We start from the raw sequence: 17,315 nt of genomic DNA on the forward strand, positions 1-17,315 counted from the left end.
TGCGTCTTACAGCGGAACGCCGAAGAATTCCTCGTCCGCCCCGCCCCAGGCCTTGTGCAAGGCCAGGGCGTTGCGCCAGCGGGCCAGCTCGGTTTCATCGGCCGAGCGATGGGTGATCTTGCCGTCCGGCCGCTCCGCCAGCAGATAGGCCTTGGCGTTACGCAGGAAGCGCTGAAGGTCCTTAGTGTCGACGGGCCGCACCACGCAGCGCGGCGCCTCGTCGATAAGGATGGTGGTCGGCATCATGACACGTCTCCCATCATGGCAAGCCTTCCCTCATACCCCGTCACGCGCGGCTGCCCCGCGCTGCCAGGCGTGGGTCAGAATCCCTCGTCCCGCTGCCCCCAGGGGTGCGACCCCGGCACCAGCTCCGCTTTGATCCCTGCTTTCGCGATGTCGGCAAGCGAGCGATAGAAAGTGGCCTCGTGGATCAGCGTGCCGCCCTTGGTGGTGATGGCCACGTAGCGCGCCACCGGATCGCTTTCGCAGACATATCCGCCGCCCGGATCCCGCGTTTCGCGTACATTCCCGTTCCAGTCCACGAAGAAGCCCTCAAGCGACATCTATTCCTCCATTTAAAAGAATTTCGGTTTCCCGGCCGGCTATGATTCCGCGTCCGCGTCCTCGGATGCGAGTTGCTTCAAGGCGGTCTCGACGATGTCTCGGCACGCGAGCAGGCACAGATATTCGCTTGTCTCGATCATCACCGGTTCCGCAGTGCGCGGCTCGTCCCCAGAAGGACGGGCCGCCGCAGCAGCGTCGAACAACACCTTTTCGAGCTGATAAATTCGCTCGCTGGCCCGCTCGAGATACGGCACCGGATTGCCGCGGACATTGGCCTCGTGCAGGGCGCTCAAGCTCAGCAGGGTGCGCAGGCGGCGGGCCGCCGTGCGCTTTTCCGCCCCGAAATCAGCCTTGATGATGCTCATCATCACCTCCGCGCCGCGTGCCCCGGGTCCGCTCAATCCAGGGGCGGGCCGAGATCGTCGTCAGCGCTCTTCTTGGTCTTTTTCTTTTCCACCTTGGCCTGCGCATAATTGCCCGAATTCTTCAGCGCGATCGGCGCCTGACCTTCGACGAACTGCGAAATCCAGAACAAGGTCCGCTCCAGAGCCTGCCCGGCCGAGGCGGCGTGATAGCTGCCCCGCTCATCGCAATTGAAGCCGTGGGTCGCGCCGGGATAGGTGAAGGCGCTGACATTGGGATGGGAGGCGCGGAACTGCTCCACCTGCTCGATCGGGATCAGCGGATCATTCTCGGCGAAATGCAGCAAGGTCGGCACCTTGCGCTTCTCGCCCTGGGTTTCGACAATGCCGGGGCCGTAATAGGAGACCACGCAGGCGATACCCGAAACCGCGTTCGCGGCCGCATAGGCGATGTTGCCTCCGCAGGAATAGCCGATGATGGCGACCTTCCCGGCCTCCTTCACGGCATCGACGCTGGCTTGGATATCGGCGAGCGCCTTCGCATCGTCCAATCGCTCCAGCACCGCGAGTCCGGCGGAAAAGCCCTCCTCGTCATAGCTCAGCGCCACGCCGGCCTGGACACGGTCGAACAGCGACGGCGCGATGGCCACATAGCCTTTGGCCGCGAAGGCGTCGGCGATCTTTTGGATGTGCGGATTGACGCCGAACAATTCATGGAGAATGACGACAGCCCCCTTGGGTTCTTCCACAGGGTCGGCCCGGTACGCCGAAAAGGCATGTCCGTCGGAAGCAACAAGCTCGATCATGGCATCCTCAATTCTTGCCCGTCGATGACTGACGAGGGGCATTGCGTGCTTGATCCGCCCAGCCTCGGTCATTCGGACGGCGGAGAAGGTGCCAGGCTCGCGCCCGGAATTTTCAATTCTTACTTCTTTGGTTTTTTGAGGACGCGCTAAAGCAACCCCAGTTCGAGTTGCACGTCTTCCGACATGCGGGAATTATCCCAGGGCGGATCGAACACAAGCTTGATCGTGGCCCCGGATATGCCCTCGACGCCGACCACCGCTTTCTCCACCCAGCTCAGCAATTCGCCGGCCACCGGGCAGCCCGGGGCAGTCAAGGTCATGTCGATCTCCACATGGCCGCCCGTCATGGGTTCAATGCGGTAGATGAGCCCGAGATCATAGACGTTCACGGGAATCTCCGGATCATGCACGGTGCGGATGGCGGCGATGATCGCCTCCATCAATGCTTCGTCCACACCGGCCGTGGACCCTGCCTCGTGCGTCGCATGGGATGCGCCGCGATCCTCGAGCTGTGTCATCTGCCTGCCACCCTCTCGCCAACGGGCTGCCCTGTTGGAATTGCGACCTTGGCGGCAATGAGACATGGCGGTGAACCGACACGGCTCCAGCGCGGCACAAGCAGAGCACCGTGATCCGCCAGTTTGCGGAGCGTATTCGCGGGTGTTCCGAAGGTTTTCACCAAGCTCATGACGAATTTCAGTCCCAATCCGCCCCTGCCGGGCGGCCTATGGGACAGGACGTGCAAGCGCGATGCCATGCCCGCGTCAGGCAATGCCCTGCGCCAGCGCCTCAATCACCGTCCAGCCGACGGCGCCCGTCGGGTCCAGCTGGCGCAGGGCCGCAAGGATTTCCTCGGCGCGCGCCGGCTGGTTCTGCCGCAGATGGATGAAGGCGAGCGCCTTCAGCGTATAGAGCGCGAACCGGCCGGCGCCCTCGGGCAGGTTCTGCTGGGGCCGCCATCGGCGCCAGTCGGCATCCCATCCCGCCTGCCGCGCCGCCTCGCGCAATCCGATCTCGGCCACGGCCTGGGCCTCGTCCAGGTTTCCTTGATAGGTGTGGATCTTGTAGAGGCAGAAATAGATCGGCAATTCGCCGGGCGCCGCCGCAAGAGCCTGGCGGAACAGGCCATCGGCCCGCGCATGATCCTGCCGATACGCGGCGACGCCCTGCTGGAGCAGGGCATTGATCTCCGCCGGCAGGTCGCCGAAATTGATGGGGTCGGGGTCTCGGAAAAGCTCGATCATCGGCGGCTCGCTCAAGCGGACGTGACCGGATCGCCCAGCCGATGCCCGCACAGGTTCCTCCCTCCAAGCAAGAGCCGGGCCGTCGCCGAACCATGCCGGCCCTTGATTTGGACGCCGCGTGCCCCTGTCGGCAATGCGACATGGCCCACACATTCTGTCCGCCGCGCGCCAGAGCCGCTTCGCTACTCGGCCGGAAATCGAAGTATTTCTGGGCCCGCCTCAGGTTTCGCGCGGGTGGTTTGAACCTTGCAGAGGCAAGGCGGTGACATCTGGAGAGCGACGACGATGGCAATGGTCGGGTCCGACATCGAGCGCCTCATCAAGGAGGCATTTCCCGAAGCGCAGGTCATCATCGTTGACCTCGCGGGCGACGGCGATCATTTCGCCGCCCGCGTGACGAGCGAGACCTTCCGGGGAAAGAGCCGGGTGCAGCAACACAAGATGGTCTACGACGCGCTTCAGGGGCATATGGGCGGAACGCTGCATGCGCTCGCCCTCGAAACCATCGTGCCCGCCTGACGCGCCTGCAGGGCGGTTCAATTCATCTGATCGTGAAGGGGAAAAGTGATGGCAAGTTCCACCGCAGAGCGCATCGCCGGCATCGTCGCCGCAAACGATGTGGTGCTTTTCATGAAGGGCATTCCGGCCGCGCCCCAATGCGGCTTCTCGGCCACCGTGGTACAGATCCTCGCGCGGCTTGAAGTGCCGTTCGAGAGCGTGGACGTGCTGGCGGATTTCGAGATCCGCGAAGGCATCAAGGCCTTCTCCAGCTGGCCGACGATCCCCCAGCTCTACGTCAAGGGCGAGTTCATCGGCGGCTGCGACATCGTCCGCGAAATGTTCCAGGCCGGCGAACTTTCCACGGTTCTGACCGAAAAGGGCGTGGCCGTCGCCGCGCTCTGAGGGCATACGGGTTTGCGCCCCGCCGCGTCCACGCGGCGGGGCGCAAACCGTTCCAAAGACTCATGCCACCACAGCCTGCCTCCGGCTCACCCGGCGCAGCAGGGTGAGGCATTCGACATTTCCCGCAAGATCCAGCGCCGTGAAGCCGTCCAGGGTCTCGGGGCGGATATCCGCCCCGCGCTCCAGCAGGCGCGCCACCACATCGGCGAGCCCGGCGGACGAGGCATACATCAGCGCGGTGGCGCCATTGTCGTTGGCGGTGTCGAGATCGATCCCGCCCTCCACCAGCAGGTCGATCATGTCGAAGTGCCGACCGACGCAGGCGAGCCAGAGGGCGGTGTTGCCGTCGGCATTGCGGGCATTGAGCCGCGCCCCCGCTGCGATCAGCGCCCCCGCCATGGCCAGTGCACCCGTGTGGGCCGCTTTCATAAGGGGAGTCGTGCCATTGGCGATGGCGCCTTCCACCGCGCCGGGCGCAAATCCTTGCGCCTGGAGCCATGCGTCCAGCACGGCCGGAAGCGCTGGTGCGCCGGCCGGACGCCGCCGCCACGCCTCGAACCCGCCGTCGAGGCTATAGATCTGCGAGAAGCCGAAATCGGAGAAGGCCTGCGCATATTCCTGACTGGCATTGCCGTGATAGCAATAAATCAGGATCGGCTGATCTTTCGGTGTGCCGGCGAGCGTCGGGCCGAGATCGGAAAACGAAACCCGCACCGCGCCATCGATCCGGGCCTCCCCAAAGGACGTCGGATCGCGCGTGTCCAGGATCAGCAGATTGCCACCCAGCAGGGCCTCGGCCTCTTCGATGCCGATGCGGCGGAACGGAACGCGCTGTCGCATATCTATCCTCGTGCGGAAAGCATCGGCCGGCCTTCATAGGCGGGCAAGGTGGAGATCCGGTCGTCGCTGAGCGGGCGCCCGACGGTGAAATGGTAAAGGGTCTGGAATTCCAGCGACGCGAGGCCCAGCAGCTCGTGCAGGGCGTCGTCGAAAAAGCAGCCTATGCCGGTGCCGCGCAGCCCCGCGGCCTCCGCTTCCAGATAAAGCACATGGCCCAGTAGGCCGGCTTCCCAATGCAGCTGGCGATACCGCGCGGGATCGGCCCGGATCGGCGCTTCGAATTGTACCAGCATGCTCATGGCAAAACAGCTGTCGCTGGCGATGGCCTGGTGACAGCTGAGGGTGCGCGCGACGCCCCGGCAATCGGTCTGCACCAGACGCACGAGAGGTAGGTGCGCGGGCGCGCCTTCCACCGGCTCCCATGCGAAATCGGCCCGCAATGCCGCCCGCAGCACCGAGCCGGCGGTCTCGCAGCGCGGAAGGGCATAGAGGCCCGGCGCCAACCCCTCAACCCGATGGACGAACAGGACGGGGTGCAGGCCCGGCATACGTTCCCAGATATCCCACGGCGCGGCGGCGCGGGGCAGCAGTGCGTCCAGCATCCTGAAAAAGGCGGCGCGCGGCATTTCAAACCGGCTGTCGAAGCGCTGGGCGCTGCGCCGTCCGATCAGGATCTCGGCCGCCCGCCCTTCGCCGCTGCCAGCCAGGGCGGGAAGCGGGGGCAAAGCCGCGGGTGCGAATGGAGCCGCCGTCGTCCGCGTCGCCCGGCTCACTTCGGCGATGATCGGCCAGCGATACAGCGGGTGCGGGTCCAGCAGGCTCGCGCGGCCCGTCCATTCACCCTCCGCAAGGTCGCGGGGGATGAGGTCTTCGGCATCAAGACGCGGCATCGTGCCCGGCTCGATGGCCACGAGCACGTCCGCGTCTTCCTGTTCCACGCCGGAGAAATCCGCTGGACGGTCGAGCCCCATCAGCGCCGCCAATGTCGCGGCATCGCAGCCTTCCACGACGCGGGCGCTCCAGCCGAGCGCGCCCGCCGCATAGCGCAGCGCGCCGAGGGCGTGGCCGATGTCGAGCTGACAATAGCGGAAGGCGCGCTCACCATATTTCCACGCCTCGCGCCAATGGACGGAACTGAGGCCGATCCACAGACGCGGCGCATCGCCGGGCCGCGTCGGCGCCCGGCAACGCTGCTCCAGCACATGATCGCGGCTGACATAATGATGAACCCCGTCGGCAAGGCCCGCCACTTGGGCGGTGAGCGCATAGACCTCGGTCGGGTGAAGATTGCCGCTGGAGGGATTGCAGCGCAACGCCCAGCGATCCGGCCCCAACTCCTTCCAGGCCGCGAGCCCGAACGACAATTCCAGCAGCAGCGCGAGGCCGTCCGCGTTCAGGATGGCGGGGCGCGGCGGGCCATCGTGGATCTGGGCGAAGCGCGTTTCCAGCTTGTGCGCGGCGAGCGGCAGAGCCACGCGCGGGGCGCCTGCGAACACGCGAAACGGATCCGGCTGGGCATCCCAATCCAATGTTTCCGGCCCCGGCGCATAACGCGCCAGGGTGTGCTTGGTCCGCGCATGATAGGCGAGGACCGTATCGACGGCGCTCAGGGCCTCCGGGGCGGCGATATTCATGCCTCGGCAGCCGGCGGTTCCGGCGCCGGACACCCCCCTGGCGCCTCCGGCCGGGTGCAGCCCTGGACGGCCTTCAGCGCATCCCCATCGCGCAGCCAGGAGGTGACGGGCTCGCGATCGAACCCCGCGCAGCGCGCGGTGCCGCGCTCCACCAGCGGCCGGCGGATCAGCAGCGGATCGGCGATCATCAGCGCCAGCGCGGATACCGCATCCAGCCGTTCCGGCAAGATCTCGCCGGACTTCACCCGCGGCGCCGCGGGGTTGAACCAGTTCGTGACCGGCGTATCGCCGAAGAAGCCGAGCAGGCGCTCGGGCGTCCAGGGCTCGCTCAACAGGTTGCGCGCGTCCACGCGATAGCCCGCGCGCTCCAGCATCGCGATCTGGCGCGCATTGGTGCCGCAGCCCGGCTTTTGAAAGAACACGATCGCGGTCAAGACCGCCCCCTATCGCATGAAGCCGAGCTGTACGATCGGCTGCGCCCCGCCCCGCCCGAGGATCGTGTCCACCTTCTTGCGCACAGCCTCCAGCGTCAGCGGCTTGACCAGCGCGCCATGGGCGCCGGCCTTGATGCCGTCCACCGCCGTGGCTTCCTGCGCCTTTTCGCAGACGATGAGAATGCGCACCCCGGGAAATTTGGCATTGAGATCGTCCACGAGCTTCGTGCCGCGCTCGCTGAGAAAGGAAACGCCGAGCAGCACCACGTCTGGCTTCAGCCAGCCGACGCCTTTCTCATAAGCTTCTTCGGGAGTGGCGAGTTCATGCGTCTCGATTTCATCGTGCAGCATGAATTGCAGGGCGGCGCGCGTGATTTCATCCTGATCGACAACAAACACGCGCCGCTGATCCACGGCCTTTGATGTTTCGACACCAATCTGCATGTCACCCTCGCTGGCGTGTCGCGGTACTCTGCCCGTCCGCGCTCCATAGCGCTCGAAGCAAGTTCCGTTCCGCGCGCGAAACGCAAGTATTGGCGAGGGTTCGCACAGGTTTTGCGGACCGGCGCCGCCCCTGCCCGCTTGTTTCGTTTGTGACAGCGCAGCGCCCGCTGTCCGATTCAAGACACAGCGACCGACAAGCAAAACGCGAGATTTTTCGTTTATAAATCAGCGAATTACTGAATATCGCAATCTGGCACGCGGTTTGCTGAAGAAATCCTGCACGGCGAGTGAGGGCTGAGTGCACGCAGACGCGACGACGAGCGATGCGCTCCTTCCCGTAACCGGCGAGCCTGTTTGTGAGCGAGGAACATTCACGCCCTGCGCGTGGTGGTCATTGGCAATCGGTTCGAAGGAAACCAATCATGTCGTCACTACGACAAATCGCATTTTACGGTAAGGGGGGTATCGGCAAGTCGACCACCTCCCAGAATACGCTGGCGGCCTTGGCCGAGATGGGACATCGCATCCTCATCGTCGGTTGCGATCCCAAGGCGGATTCCACGCGTCTGATCCTGCACGCCAAGGCGCAGGACACCATCCTCAGCCTCGCGGCCGCCGCCGGCAGCGTCGAGGATCTGGAACTCGAAGAAGTGATGAAGGTCGGCTACCGCGACATCCGTTGCGTCGAGTCCGGCGGTCCCGAGCCCGGCGTCGGCTGCGCCGGCCGCGGCGTCATCACCTCCATCAACTTCCTGGAAGAAAACGGCGCCTACGAGGACATCGACTATGTGTCCTACGACGTGCTCGGCGACGTGGTGTGCGGCGGTTTCGCCATGCCCATCCGCGAGAACAAGGCCCAGGAAATCTACATCGTCATGTCCGGCGAGATGATGGCCATGTATGCGGCCAACAACATCTCCAAGGGCATTCTCAAATACGCCAATTCCGGCGGCGTGCGGTTGGGCGGGCTCGTCTGCAACGAGCGCCAGACCGACAAGGAGCTGGAACTGGCGGAAGCCATGGCGAAGAAGCTCGGCACCCACCTGATCTACTTCGTGCCGCGCGACAACATCGTGCAGCACGCCGAGCTGCGCCGCATGACCGTGCTCGAATACGCTCCGGAGTCGGTGCAGGCGGGCCATTACCGCTCGCTGGCGACCAAGATCCATGCGAACGGCGGCAAGGGCATCATCCCGACCCCGATCACCATGGACGAGTTGGAAGACATGCTCATGGAGCACGGCATCATGAAGGCCGTCGACGAGACCGTCGTCGGCAAGACTGCCGCCGAACTGGCCGCGATGTCCGCCTGAGGCCAGAACGTCTTAGCGAATACGATGCCGGCCCACGGGCCGGCATCTCCCCTAAATATCATGAGCCGGCGAAAACAATCGCCGCAACCGGGCCGGAGACAACCACAGGCGGGCTGCACGACGGCCTTTGGAGCGCAACGTGACCCTGACCGCGACACGAGAGGATAGGATCGACCCGGCCCTCAGCTTCCTGCGGCCCCTGTCGCAGCTTGGGAGGGCGCGCGATCAGGCCGAACATCCCGGAATCGCGGCGTACCGTGTGCTCACCGGTGTTACCCCCGACACGGTCGTGGCCGACGAGGACATCGCCTTCGACCGGCACGTGTTGGCGTCGATCCTGGCGGTGGCCGCAATGGAGGGCACGCCGGTCGCGGAACGGGTGGGCCTTACGCCGTGTGAGCTCTCCGAACTCATCGACCAATGGTTTCCGCTGGCGCGCGCGCAAACCGCGACCTGGATCGCGCAGGCCGCAACGCCCGTCGAGGAGGAGGTTGCCATGGTGCGCGACCTCCTGCGCGCCAAATGCTCCTCGCACGGAGACACTGGCCGCTGGCTTGCCGCCATGATCGCCCGCCGGGCCATGGAGCCGAACCATCTTTGGGAAGACCTCGGGCTGCGCGAGCGCGCCGAACTCTCCCGCCTCATCGCCCGTCATTTCGCCCCGCTCGCCGCGCGCAACACCAACAACATGCGCTGGAAGCGACTGTTCTATCGCATGCTGTGCGAAGACGACGGCTTCGTGATGTGTTCCACCCCGGTCTGCACCCAATGCAATGATTTCGCCCTCTGCTTCGGCGACGAGAGCGGCGAAAGCCGGATGGCCGACCGGCGCCGCACGCTGGCCCTCGGGGCCGCATCCGAAGGCGATCTCGCCTCCCCACAACCCTCCTGATCATGGTGCGCCCGATGGAAGACATGCACGCTCACCAGTCCTTTGAACCCGCTGACGCCGACCTGGACCTGGAACTCCGGTTGATGTGGCGGCGGAGCAAGCAGGAAGATCGGAACTGGGTCGATTGCGGCGGCATGCTGCGTCGCGCCGGCCTGCGGCCCACCCGCCAGCGGATCGTGCTCGGCCGCCTGCTGTTCTCCAAGGGCCACCGGCACATCACCGCCGGCATCCTGCACGAAGAGACACAGAAGGCCCGCGTGCCCATGTCTCTCGCCACCGTCTACAACACGCTGAACCATTTCACCGAAGCCGGCCTGCTGCGCCGGATCGGCATCGACGGCGCCACCGCCTTCTACGATACCAACCCGAGCCAGCATCACCATTTCTATATCGAGGACGAGAACATGCTGTGCGACATCCCCGCGGACAGCGTGGTGATCGACCGGCTGCCGGAGATTCCGGAAGGATTTGAAGTGTCCGGTATCGATGTGGTGGTGCGGCTACGCCGCCGGTTGTGAGCGCGGCCGTGTTCGGCCGACACGGCCGGACGGGTCGGCATTGTCGCAAGCCCGACATCGCACGACGTTTTGAAAACTTCTAAAAATCATGGACTTGCGCGACCCTGGCCGAATGGCACGCCGGTTGCCTTTTCAACCCCGGCACCGAGCGCCCCGGCGGGGCGCCGCCACCGCGCCGCGATGGCTCAACACGTGCGAAGGAGACAGCGATGAGCAGTTCCGCAGGATCGGCGAGCAATGCGCCGCGCGTGCTCGAACAATTGAACAAGGCGTCTTCCGCCGAAGATTTCTTCACGCTGCTCGGGGTCGAATATGATCCGCTGGTGGTCAATGTGGCGCGCCTGCACATTCTGCGCCGCATGGGGCAATATCTCGTCAGCGAGGATTTCTCCGGCCTGGGCGAGGAGGCCGTGACGGAGCGCTGCAAGGCGGTGCTCGAACAGGCCTATGCGGACTTCGTCTCCTCCTCCCCCATCGATCAGCGGGTGTTCAAGGTGCTGAAGGATGCGGTCGCGCCGGCCAAGCCGAAGGCCATGGTTCAGCTGAACGTGCTCAAGTAATCGAATCCTCCAATACCGTTTCCACGAGTATCGGCCGGCCACCTCCTCCGCATAAGGGATGGGGCGGCCGTTTGCATATCCATGACCACCAAGGCCGCTCCGGCGCATCGGGTCAAATTGGCGATCCCACACTTGTCGTCCGGTCTCGCCGCCGGGCTGTCGCATTCCCGACGCGTTCGGCCTGCTTTTGTCAGCGCGGAGGGATCGGCGCCGGGCCGCGCACACATCCCGACCAGCAACCATCTGAATTCGATCGACAATTTATTTCTTTTCCCACTTGGTACGACACTTGCGTTTGTCTTCTTCGAGCTGTCAGACATGCTCGGAGCAACCGAATGCACATCGTCGTCTGCATCAAGCAGGTCCCCGACTCGGCGCAGATCCGCGTCCACCCCGTGACGAACACGATCATGCGTCAGGGCGTGCCGACCATCATCAATCCCTACGATCTGTTCGCGCTCGAAGCGGCGCTCGCCCTGCGCGATCAGTTCGGCGGCGAGGTGACCGTCCTCACCATGGGCCCGCCCTCGGCGGAAGACAGCCTGCGCAAGGCGCTCACCTTCGGCGCGGACCGCGCCGTGCTGCTGACCGACCGCTTCTTCGCCGGCGCCGATACGCTCGCCACCACCTATGCGCTAGCGACCGCCGTGCGCAAGATCGGCGAAACCTTCGCCGCGCCCGACCTGATCTTCACCGGCAAGCAGACCATCGACGGCGACACCGCCCAGGTCGGCCCCGGCATCGCCAAGCGGCTCGGGCTGTTGCAACTCACCTATGTGGCGAAGATCAATACGCTGGATCTGGACGCCCGCACGATCGAGGCCGAGCGGCGCTCGGAAGGCGGCGTGCAGGTGCTGAAGACCCGGCTGCCGTGCCTCATCACCATGCTGGAAGCGACCAACGAAATCCGGCGCGGCGGCATGGAAGACGCCCTGCGGGCGGCCCGCGCCACCATCGTGAAATGGAGCGCGCAGGATGCCGGCGTGGAAGACATCACCAAGTGTGGCCTGCGCGGCTCGCCGACCATCGTGAAGCGCGTGTTCGCCCCCCCGCCGCGCGCGGAAAAGGTGGCGATGGTGGACGTATCCAGCCGCCCGCCCGCGGAAGCCCTGATCGAGGACATCTTCAAGCGTCAGCCCAAGCTCGAAGCCGAGCTTGCGACCTTGGCGCGCGGCTATTGAGCGAAGGACGAGGGAACCAAGGCGATGAGCGAACCAACCAAAGCGCCCGCCCCGGCCGCAGGCCGCGCGGCAACCAAGAAGGAGCTCCCCGAGCACTTCAAGGCCTATAAGCATGTGTGGGTGTTCATCGAGCAGGAGCGCGGCGTCGTCCATCCGGTCTCCTGGGAATTGCTGGGCGCGGGCCGCATTCTCGCCGATAAGCTCAAGGTCGAGCTGGCGGCGGTGGTGATCGGTCCCGAGGGCGAGGCCACCCGCAACGCCGCCGCGGAATCCTTCTGCTACGGCGCCGACCTCGCCTATGTGGTGGCGGACGACCTCCTCGCCGATTATCGCAACGAGGCCTATACCAAGGCGCTCACCGATGTGGTGAACACCTATAAGCCGGAAATTCTGCTGCTGGGCGCGACCACGCTCGGCCGCGACCTCGCCGGCTCGGTGGCGACCACGCTGCTCACCGGCCTCACCGCCGACTGCACCGACTTGGACGTGGACACCGACGGCTCGCTCGCCGCGACCCGGCCGACGTTCGGCGGCTCGCTGCTGTGCACCATCTATACCCTCAATTATCGCCCGCAGATGGCGACGATCCGCCCGCGCGTCATGTCCATGCCGGAGCGCGTGGAGAAGATGGCGGGCCGCATCATTTCCCACCCCCTGGGCATGATCGAGGACGACATCGTCACCAAGGTCCTCGCCTTCATGCCGGACCGCGATTCCGCGAAATCCAACCTCGCCTATGCGGACGTGGTGGTGGCGGGCGGGCTCGGCCTGGGCTCGCCGGAGAATTTCCAGCTGGTGCGCCAGCTCGCCGGTGTGCTCGGGGCGGAATATGGCTGCTCGCGCCCGCTGGTGCAGAAGGGTTGGGTTACCTCCGACCGGCAGATCGGCCAGACCGGCAAGACCATCCGGCCGAAGCTCTATATCGCCGCCGGGATTTCCGGCGCGATCCAGCATCGCGTCGGCGTGGAGGGTGCGGACATGATCGTCGCCATTAACACCGACCCCAACGCGCCGATCTTCCAATTCGCCCATGTGGGCATCGTCACCGACGCGATCCGGCTCCTGCCGGCGCTGACCGAGGCCTTTCGTGCCCGCCTGTCGCCCCATTCGCGCGACCGGATCGCAAGCTGAAGGAGGAGCGTGCCATGATCGAGGAAAAATTTGACGCGATCGTCGTTGGCGCGGGCATGGCGGGCAATGCCGCCGCCCTCACCCTCGCCCAGCGTGGATTGAAGGTGCTGCAACTGGAGCGCGGGGAATATTCCGGCTCCAAGAATGTACAGGGCGCCATTCTCTATGCGGATATGCTGGAGAAGCTGATCCCGGAATTCCGCGAGGAAGCACCGCTGGAGCGCCACCTGGTGGAACAGCGCTTCTGGATGATGGACGACCGCTCGCACACCGGCCTTCACTACAAGTCGGACGAGTTCAACGAGGAAAAGCCGAACCGCTACACCATCATCCGCGCCCAGTTCGACAAATGGTTCTCCTCCAAGGTGAAGGAGGCCGGCGCCGTCGTGCTGTGTGAGACCACGGTGACGGAGCTGGTCCAGGATGCCTATGGCAAGGTGATCGGCGTGCGCACCGACCGGAAGGGCGGGCAGATCCATGCCGACGTGGTGGTGCTGGCCGAGGGCGTGAACGGCCTGCTCGGCACGCGCTCCGGCCTGCGCGAGCGTCCCAAGCCCGACAATGTTGCGCTTGCAGTGAAGGAAATGCACTTCCTGCCGCGCGAGACCATCGAGGCGCGCTTCAACCTGAAGGGCGACGAAGGCACGGTGATCGAGGCCGTCGGCACGATTTCCCGCGGCATGACGGGCATGGGCTTCATCTATGCCAACAAGGAATGCGTCTCGCTGGGCATCGGATGCCTGGTGGCGGATTTCCAGAAATCCGGCGAGACGCCCTACGGCCTTCTGGAGCGCTTCAAGAGCCATCCCTCGGTGGCACCGCTGATCGAGGGGTCGGAAGTGAAGGAATATTCCGCCCATCTCATTCCCGAGGGCGGATACAAGGCGATTCCGAAGCTCTATGGCGACGGCTGGGTGGTGGTGGGCGATGCGGCCCAGCTCAACAACGCCATCCATCGCGAAGGCTCGAACCTCGCCATGACCTCGGGCCGCATCGCGGCGGAAGCGATCTTCCAGATCAAGTCGCGACGCGAGCCCATGACGGCGAAGAACCTCGCGCTCTACAAGACGCTTCTGGATGATTCCTTCGTCATCAAGGATCTGAAAAAGTACAAGGACATGCCGGCGCTGATGCATGTCCAGTCGCAGAACTTCTTCCTCACCTATCCCCAGCTCGTCTCGAAAGCGATGCAGAACTTCGTGCGCGTCGATGGCACGCCGAAGATCGAGAAGGAAAAGATGACGCTGCGCTCGTTCGTGGCGGCCCGCTCCTGGGCCGGCCTGTTCGGCGACGCGTTCCGCTTCGCCCGCGCCTGGCGCTGAAGATTGCGGCACGGGGCGGGGGCATTCTGGCCCGCGCCCCATGCCCGGCCTCAAACCGCACCGACACCCTCAAACCTCGGAGTTGGAACGATGAGCGATCCGTCCGTCCGCGTCGAAGACAAGCTGTTCTACAATCGCTATCTGGTGGATGCTGGCCGCGCCCATATCAAGGTGCGTCCCCATACCGTGCCGCCGGCGCCGCTGCTGGCCCTGCTGAAGGCCTGCCCGGCGCGCTGCTATGACCTCACCGAAAGCGGCCAAGTGGAAGTGACCGTGGACGGTTGCGTGGAATGCGGCACCTGCCGCGTCATCGCCGAGCCCACCGGCGATATCGAATGGAGCTATCCGCGCGGTGGCTACGGGGTTCTGTTCAAGTTCGGCTGAAGCGCCTTGGCCCGTCGCGCAGGCATTTAACCGGCCGCACCTGCACGCGGCCGGCGCGGAAGGACATGGACCGTTGCTCCGACGGCTTTGGTTGCAGTCGGGTCAGCGGGTTTCGGCGCCGCTTGTGTCGGCGACAAGATCAGCCGAAATGGGTGATCTTGATCGTGACGTTGCCGAGCGCGCCGCAGTTGAGATTGGCGCCGGTCGGCTGGCGGGACGTCCGTTGCCCCGAGACAGCCAGACATTCAGTGCCGGCTTGAACTCAGGCCGCGTTTGCCTGGCCTCGTGCAAATCCCGGACATACGCCCGCGGTCGCCAGGCGCGGAAGAGGCCTTTGCTGCCGCACCAATCCGCATCGTCCAAATAAAATAATGCAAATTCAGTTCGTTAGGCCGTTCCTCGGATGTCAGGAAACGGGGAGACGCGCCAATTGCGGGCATCTCGCCGGCGCCGCACAGGTCATTCCTGTCATGCTGCATCGCACCACACCCGCCCCCAGCCGGCGGCGCGTCACTGGCTTAAGATAGAGAACTGCAATCAATATACCAAAAACAAACCGGCTCTGCGGACGGAAGCGCGAGTCATAATTGAGCGTTTGCAACATCCCGCCGGTTTTCACAGGGCGCCGACGATAGAGATGTTCTATCGCAACATCCCACAGCTCGCTTGATATGCCGCGACAACGTGCCATTCTTTCTGGAATCGTAACAAGGAAACCGCCTCCAGCGGACCAGGGAAGGGTATTTGCCGATGGTCGGCTACGAATCGTGGAGCGCGGAACGCGCGTCCGAGATCATCTCCTCGCACCGGCATATGGACGGCGCCGCCATGCCCATCCTGCATGCCATTCAGGAGACGTTCGGCTTCGTGCCCGAGCCCGTCGTTCCGATGATCGCGGAAAGCCTGAACCTCTCGCGCGCCGAAGTGCACGGCGTCGTCACCTTCTATCATGATTTTCGCCGTGAGCCGCCGGGCCGCCATGTGATCAAGCTCTGCGCGGCGGAAGCCTGCCAGTCCATGGGCTCGGACAAGCTCGCCGAATATGCCCAGGAACGCCTCGGTGTCGCCATGGGCGAAACCTCGCCCGACGGCCGCGTGACGCTGGAGCCGATCTATTGCCTCGGCCTGTGCGCCTGCGCGCCCTCGGCCGTGATCGACGGCCGCCTTGTGGGCCGCCTCGACCGCGAAACCATTGACGAACTGGTCGCGGAGACCGACCGATGAGCAGCCCCCGCATTTTCGTCCCCAACGACGCCACCGCAATCGCCTGCGGCGCCGACCGCATCGCCCGTAAGCTGCAGGACGCCTTCGCGGCGCGCGGCCTCTCGGTGGAGATCGTGCGCAACGGCTCGCGCGGCCTGTTCTGGCTGGAGCCCCTGCTGGAGGTGGAGACCCCCGCCGGCCGCGTCGGCTATGGCCCGGTGAAGCCGTCCGAGGTGGAAGCCTTGCTGGATGCCGGCCTGCTCGAGGGCGCCGCCCACCCGCTCAATTTGGGGCTGGTGGAAGAGATTCCCTATCTCAAGAAGCAGACCCGCCTCACCTTCGCCCGCTGCGGCATCATCGATCCGCTCTCGCTGGAGGATTACAAGGCCCACGGCGGCTATCGCGGCTTGGCTCGGGCGGCGGAGATCGGGCCGTCCGCGACGGTGGAGGAAGTCTTCCTCTCCGGCCTGCGCGGGCGCGGCGGTGCCGGCTTCCCCACCGGCATCAAATGGCGCACGGTCGCCGCGGCCCCGGCCGACCAGCGCTATATCGTCTGTAATGCGGACGAGGGCGACAGCGGCACCTTCGCCGACCGCCTGATCATGGAAGCCGACCCCTTCTGCCTGATCGAGGGCATGACCATCGCCGGCCTCGCCGTGGGCGCCACGAAGGGCTTCGTCTATTGCCGTTCGGAATATCCGCTGTCGCTGGTGGTGATGGAGAAGGCCATCGCCATCGCCCGCGCCAACGGGCTGCTCGGCAAGAATGTCGCCGGATCGGGATATGATTTCGACATGGAAATGCGCATGGGCGCCGGTGCCTATGTGTGCGGCGAGGAAACTGCGCTGCTGGACAGCCTGGAAGGCAAGCGCGGCGTGGTGCGTGCCAAGCCGCCGCTGCCGGCCCACAAGGGCCTGTTCGGCAAGCCCACCGTCATCAACAATCTGATCTCGCTCGCCACCGTCCCGGTGATCCTGGACAAGGGCGGCCAGTTCTATCGCGACTTCGGAATGGGCCGCTCGCGCGGCACGATGCCGATCCAGCTCGCGGGCAACATCAAGTTCGGCGGCATCTTCGAGACCGCGTTCGGCATCTCGCTCGGCGAATTGGTGAACGACATCGGCGGCGGCACGGCCTCGGGACGTCCGGTGCGCGCGGTGCAGGCGGGCGGCCCGCTCGGCGCCTATATGCCGGTGTCGCAGTTCGACACGCCGTTCGACTATGAAGCCTTCGCGGCCAAGGATGCATTGATCGGCCATGGCGGCATCGTGGTGTTCGACGACACGGTGGACATGGCCCACATGGCGAAGTTCGCCATGGAATTCTGCTCGCACGAGAGCTGCGGCAAGTGCACGCCCTGCCGCATCGGCTCGACGCGCGGCGTGGAGACCCTCGACAAGATCATCAAGGGCGACCGGCGCGACGCCAATCTCGCCATTCTGACCGACCTTTGCCACACGATGAAGCTCGGCTCGCTCTGCGCCCTCGGCGGGTTCACGCCCTATCCCGTGATCAGCGCGCTCACCCATTTCCCGGAAGATTTCGGCGTGTCGCCGAAATTGCCCGCGGCTGCGGAATAG

The 17,315-nt window shown here is 65.0% G+C and carries 22 protein-coding genes; 12 read left to right on the plus strand and 10 right to left on the minus strand.

Annotated features, from left to right (window positions below):
* Window positions 1–6: 6 nt before the first annotated feature.
* The 6 genes from V5G24_RS15920 to V5G24_RS15945 all read right to left on the minus strand — a co-directional run bounded on the left by V5G24_RS15920 (window position 7) and on the right by V5G24_RS15945 (window position 2,976).
* Window positions 7–246 carry a hypothetical protein gene (locus tag V5G24_RS15920; RefSeq protein ID WP_394081243.1) on the minus strand — a complete coding sequence of 80 codons (240 nt, stop codon included), beginning with the start codon at window positions 244–246 and terminating at the stop codon, window positions 7–9.
* Between the two features lie 74 nt (window positions 247–320).
* Window positions 321–563, minus strand: coding sequence for a hypothetical protein (locus V5G24_RS15925; protein ID WP_394066010.1), 243 nt, complete (start codon window positions 561–563; stop codon window positions 321–323).
* Between the two features lie 39 nt (window positions 564–602).
* On the minus strand, window positions 603–932 hold the full coding sequence (locus V5G24_RS15930) for a hypothetical protein (protein ID WP_394081241.1): 330 nt from the start codon (window positions 930–932) through the stop codon (window positions 603–605).
* A 29-nt stretch (window positions 933–961) separates the two neighbouring features.
* The gene (locus V5G24_RS15935) at window positions 962–1,732 is read right to left on the minus strand and encodes a dienelactone hydrolase family protein (RefSeq protein WP_394081239.1); all 771 of its coding nucleotides are present in this window, start codon (window positions 1,730–1,732) and stop codon (window positions 962–964) included.
* Between the two features lie 146 nt (window positions 1,733–1,878).
* A complete protein-coding gene (locus V5G24_RS15940; protein ID WP_394081237.1) occupies window positions 1,879–2,250 on the minus strand; it encodes an iron-sulfur cluster assembly protein in 372 nt (123 codons plus the stop codon).
* Window positions 2,251–2,496: 246 nt separating this feature from the next.
* Entirely contained in the window at window positions 2,497–2,976 is a 480-nt protein-coding gene (locus tag V5G24_RS15945; protein WP_394081235.1) for a hypothetical protein, read from the minus strand.
* Between the two features lie 285 nt (window positions 2,977–3,261).
* Between V5G24_RS15945 and V5G24_RS15950 the strand changes: the two genes are divergently transcribed.
* Both V5G24_RS15950 and grxD read left to right on the plus strand, forming a co-directional pair.
* Complete coding sequence (locus tag V5G24_RS15950) at window positions 3,262–3,495, plus strand: BolA/IbaG family iron-sulfur metabolism protein (protein ID WP_348844609.1); 234 nt, start codon at window positions 3,262–3,264, stop codon at window positions 3,493–3,495.
* Between the two features lie 48 nt (window positions 3,496–3,543).
* Window positions 3,544–3,879, plus strand: a complete 336-nt coding sequence (gene grxD / locus V5G24_RS15955; protein WP_394081233.1) for a Grx4 family monothiol glutaredoxin — start codon at window positions 3,544–3,546, stop codon at window positions 3,877–3,879.
* A 60-nt stretch (window positions 3,880–3,939) separates the two neighbouring features.
* Here grxD and V5G24_RS15960 read toward each other — a convergent pair whose 3' ends face one another.
* The 4 genes from V5G24_RS15960 to V5G24_RS15975 all read right to left on the minus strand — a co-directional run bounded on the left by V5G24_RS15960 (window position 3,940) and on the right by V5G24_RS15975 (window position 7,231).
* Window positions 3,940–4,653 (minus strand): ankyrin repeat domain-containing protein, encoded by a 714-nt coding sequence (locus tag V5G24_RS15960; RefSeq protein ID WP_394082084.1) that lies wholly within the window; start codon window positions 4,651–4,653, stop codon window positions 3,940–3,942.
* Window positions 4,654–4,721: 68 nt separating this feature from the next.
* Window positions 4,722–6,353 (minus strand): nitroreductase family protein, encoded by a 1,632-nt coding sequence (locus V5G24_RS15965; RefSeq protein ID WP_394081231.1) that lies wholly within the window; start codon window positions 6,351–6,353, stop codon window positions 4,722–4,724.
* A complete protein-coding gene (locus tag V5G24_RS15970; RefSeq protein ID WP_394081229.1) occupies window positions 6,350–6,787 on the minus strand; it encodes an ArsC/Spx/MgsR family protein in 438 nt (145 codons plus the stop codon). The genes V5G24_RS15965 and V5G24_RS15970 overlap by 4 nt, the downstream gene beginning before the upstream one ends.
* Window positions 6,788–6,796: 9 nt before the next feature.
* Window positions 6,797–7,231 carry a response regulator gene (locus V5G24_RS15975; protein WP_394081227.1) on the minus strand — a complete coding sequence of 145 codons (435 nt, stop codon included), beginning with the start codon at window positions 7,229–7,231 and terminating at the stop codon, window positions 6,797–6,799.
* 422 nt (window positions 7,232–7,653) lie between these two features.
* On the opposite strand from V5G24_RS15975, the gene nifH reads away from it, so the two are divergent.
* From nifH to V5G24_RS16025, 10 genes are all read left to right on the plus strand, one after another.
* Entirely contained in the window at window positions 7,654–8,544 is an 891-nt protein-coding gene (nifH, locus tag V5G24_RS15980) for a nitrogenase iron protein (RefSeq protein WP_394081225.1), read from the plus strand.
* Between the two features lie 199 nt (window positions 8,545–8,743).
* Window positions 8,744–9,436, plus strand: coding sequence for a nitrogen fixation protein NifQ (locus V5G24_RS15985; protein ID WP_394082082.1), 693 nt, complete (start codon window positions 8,744–8,746; stop codon window positions 9,434–9,436).
* Window positions 9,437–9,519: 83 nt separating this feature from the next.
* Window positions 9,520–9,954, plus strand: a complete 435-nt coding sequence (gene irr / locus V5G24_RS15990; protein WP_394082080.1) for a Fur family transcriptional regulator Irr — start codon at window positions 9,520–9,522, stop codon at window positions 9,952–9,954.
* A 209-nt stretch (window positions 9,955–10,163) separates the two neighbouring features.
* Entirely contained in the window at window positions 10,164–10,514 is a 351-nt protein-coding gene (gene nifW, locus V5G24_RS15995; protein ID WP_394081223.1) for a nitrogenase stabilizing/protective protein NifW, read from the plus strand.
* Between the two features lie 335 nt (window positions 10,515–10,849).
* On the plus strand, window positions 10,850–11,695 hold the full coding sequence (locus tag V5G24_RS16000; protein ID WP_394081221.1) for an electron transfer flavoprotein subunit beta/FixA family protein: 846 nt from the start codon (window positions 10,850–10,852) through the stop codon (window positions 11,693–11,695).
* 24 nt (window positions 11,696–11,719) lie between these two features.
* The gene (locus V5G24_RS16005) at window positions 11,720–12,826 is read left to right on the plus strand and encodes an electron transfer flavoprotein subunit alpha/FixB family protein (RefSeq protein WP_394081219.1); all 1,107 of its coding nucleotides are present in this window, start codon (window positions 11,720–11,722) and stop codon (window positions 12,824–12,826) included.
* A 14-nt stretch (window positions 12,827–12,840) separates the two neighbouring features.
* The gene (locus V5G24_RS16010) at window positions 12,841–14,148 is read left to right on the plus strand and encodes an FAD-dependent oxidoreductase (protein ID WP_394041233.1); all 1,308 of its coding nucleotides are present in this window, start codon (window positions 12,841–12,843) and stop codon (window positions 14,146–14,148) included.
* 90 nt (window positions 14,149–14,238) lie between these two features.
* A complete protein-coding gene (locus tag V5G24_RS16015) occupies window positions 14,239–14,532 on the plus strand; it encodes a ferredoxin family protein (RefSeq protein ID WP_394066023.1) in 294 nt (97 codons plus the stop codon).
* Between the two features lie 750 nt (window positions 14,533–15,282).
* Window positions 15,283–15,756: a formate dehydrogenase subunit gamma gene (locus tag V5G24_RS16020; protein WP_394081217.1), complete on the plus strand. Its 474-nt coding sequence runs from the start codon at window positions 15,283–15,285 to the stop codon at window positions 15,754–15,756.
* Window positions 15,753–17,315, plus strand: coding sequence for a formate dehydrogenase beta subunit (locus V5G24_RS16025; protein ID WP_394081215.1), 1,563 nt, complete (start codon window positions 15,753–15,755; stop codon window positions 17,313–17,315). Before V5G24_RS16020 ends, V5G24_RS16025 begins: the two co-directional genes overlap by 4 nt.

The organism is Roseixanthobacter finlandensis (assembly GCF_043195105.2).
GTDB lineage: Bacteria > Pseudomonadota > Alphaproteobacteria > Rhizobiales > Xanthobacteraceae > NCEH01.

What these genes read in the sequence shown, in the direction of transcription:
- V5G24_RS15920 (WP_394081243.1), bottom strand. Translation starts at nt 246, where the DNA reads ATGATGCCGACCACCATCCTTATCGACGAGGCGCCGCGCTGCGTGGTG.
- V5G24_RS15925 (WP_394066010.1), bottom strand. Translation starts at nt 563, where the DNA reads ATGTCGCTTGAGGGCTTCTTCGTGGACTGGAACGGGAATGTACGCGAA.
- V5G24_RS15930 (WP_394081241.1), bottom strand. Translation starts at nt 932, where the DNA reads ATGATGAGCATCATCAAGGCTGATTTCGGGGCGGAAAAGCGCACGGCG.
- V5G24_RS15935 (WP_394081239.1), bottom strand. Translation starts at nt 1,732, where the DNA reads ATGATCGAGCTTGTTGCTTCCGACGGACATGCCTTTTCGGCGTACCGG.
- V5G24_RS15940 (WP_394081237.1), bottom strand. Translation starts at nt 2,250, where the DNA reads ATGACACAGCTCGAGGATCGCGGCGCATCCCATGCGACGCACGAGGCA.
- V5G24_RS15945 (WP_394081235.1), bottom strand. Translation starts at nt 2,976, where the DNA reads ATGATCGAGCTTTTCCGAGACCCCGACCCCATCAATTTCGGCGACCTG.
- V5G24_RS15950 (WP_348844609.1), top strand. Translation starts at nt 3,262, where the DNA reads ATGGCAATGGTCGGGTCCGACATCGAGCGCCTCATCAAGGAGGCATTT.
- grxD (WP_394081233.1), top strand. Translation starts at nt 3,544, where the DNA reads ATGGCAAGTTCCACCGCAGAGCGCATCGCCGGCATCGTCGCCGCAAAC.
- V5G24_RS15965 (WP_394081231.1), bottom strand. Translation starts at nt 6,353, where the DNA reads ATGAATATCGCCGCCCCGGAGGCCCTGAGCGCCGTCGATACGGTCCTC.
- V5G24_RS15975 (WP_394081227.1), bottom strand. Translation starts at nt 7,231, where the DNA reads ATGCAGATTGGTGTCGAAACATCAAAGGCCGTGGATCAGCGGCGCGTG.
- nifH (WP_394081225.1), top strand. Translation starts at nt 7,654, where the DNA reads ATGTCGTCACTACGACAAATCGCATTTTACGGTAAGGGGGGTATCGGC.
- irr (WP_394082080.1), top strand. Translation starts at nt 9,520, where the DNA reads ATGTGGCGGCGGAGCAAGCAGGAAGATCGGAACTGGGTCGATTGCGGC.
- nifW (WP_394081223.1), top strand. Translation starts at nt 10,164, where the DNA reads ATGAGCAGTTCCGCAGGATCGGCGAGCAATGCGCCGCGCGTGCTCGAA.
- V5G24_RS16000 (WP_394081221.1), top strand. Translation starts at nt 10,850, where the DNA reads ATGCACATCGTCGTCTGCATCAAGCAGGTCCCCGACTCGGCGCAGATC.
- V5G24_RS16005 (WP_394081219.1), top strand. Translation starts at nt 11,720, where the DNA reads ATGAGCGAACCAACCAAAGCGCCCGCCCCGGCCGCAGGCCGCGCGGCA.
- V5G24_RS16010 (WP_394041233.1), top strand. Translation starts at nt 12,841, where the DNA reads ATGATCGAGGAAAAATTTGACGCGATCGTCGTTGGCGCGGGCATGGCG.
- V5G24_RS16015 (WP_394066023.1), top strand. Translation starts at nt 14,239, where the DNA reads ATGAGCGATCCGTCCGTCCGCGTCGAAGACAAGCTGTTCTACAATCGC.
- V5G24_RS16020 (WP_394081217.1), top strand. Translation starts at nt 15,283, where the DNA reads ATGGTCGGCTACGAATCGTGGAGCGCGGAACGCGCGTCCGAGATCATC.
- V5G24_RS16025 (WP_394081215.1), top strand. Translation starts at nt 15,753, where the DNA reads ATGAGCAGCCCCCGCATTTTCGTCCCCAACGACGCCACCGCAATCGCC.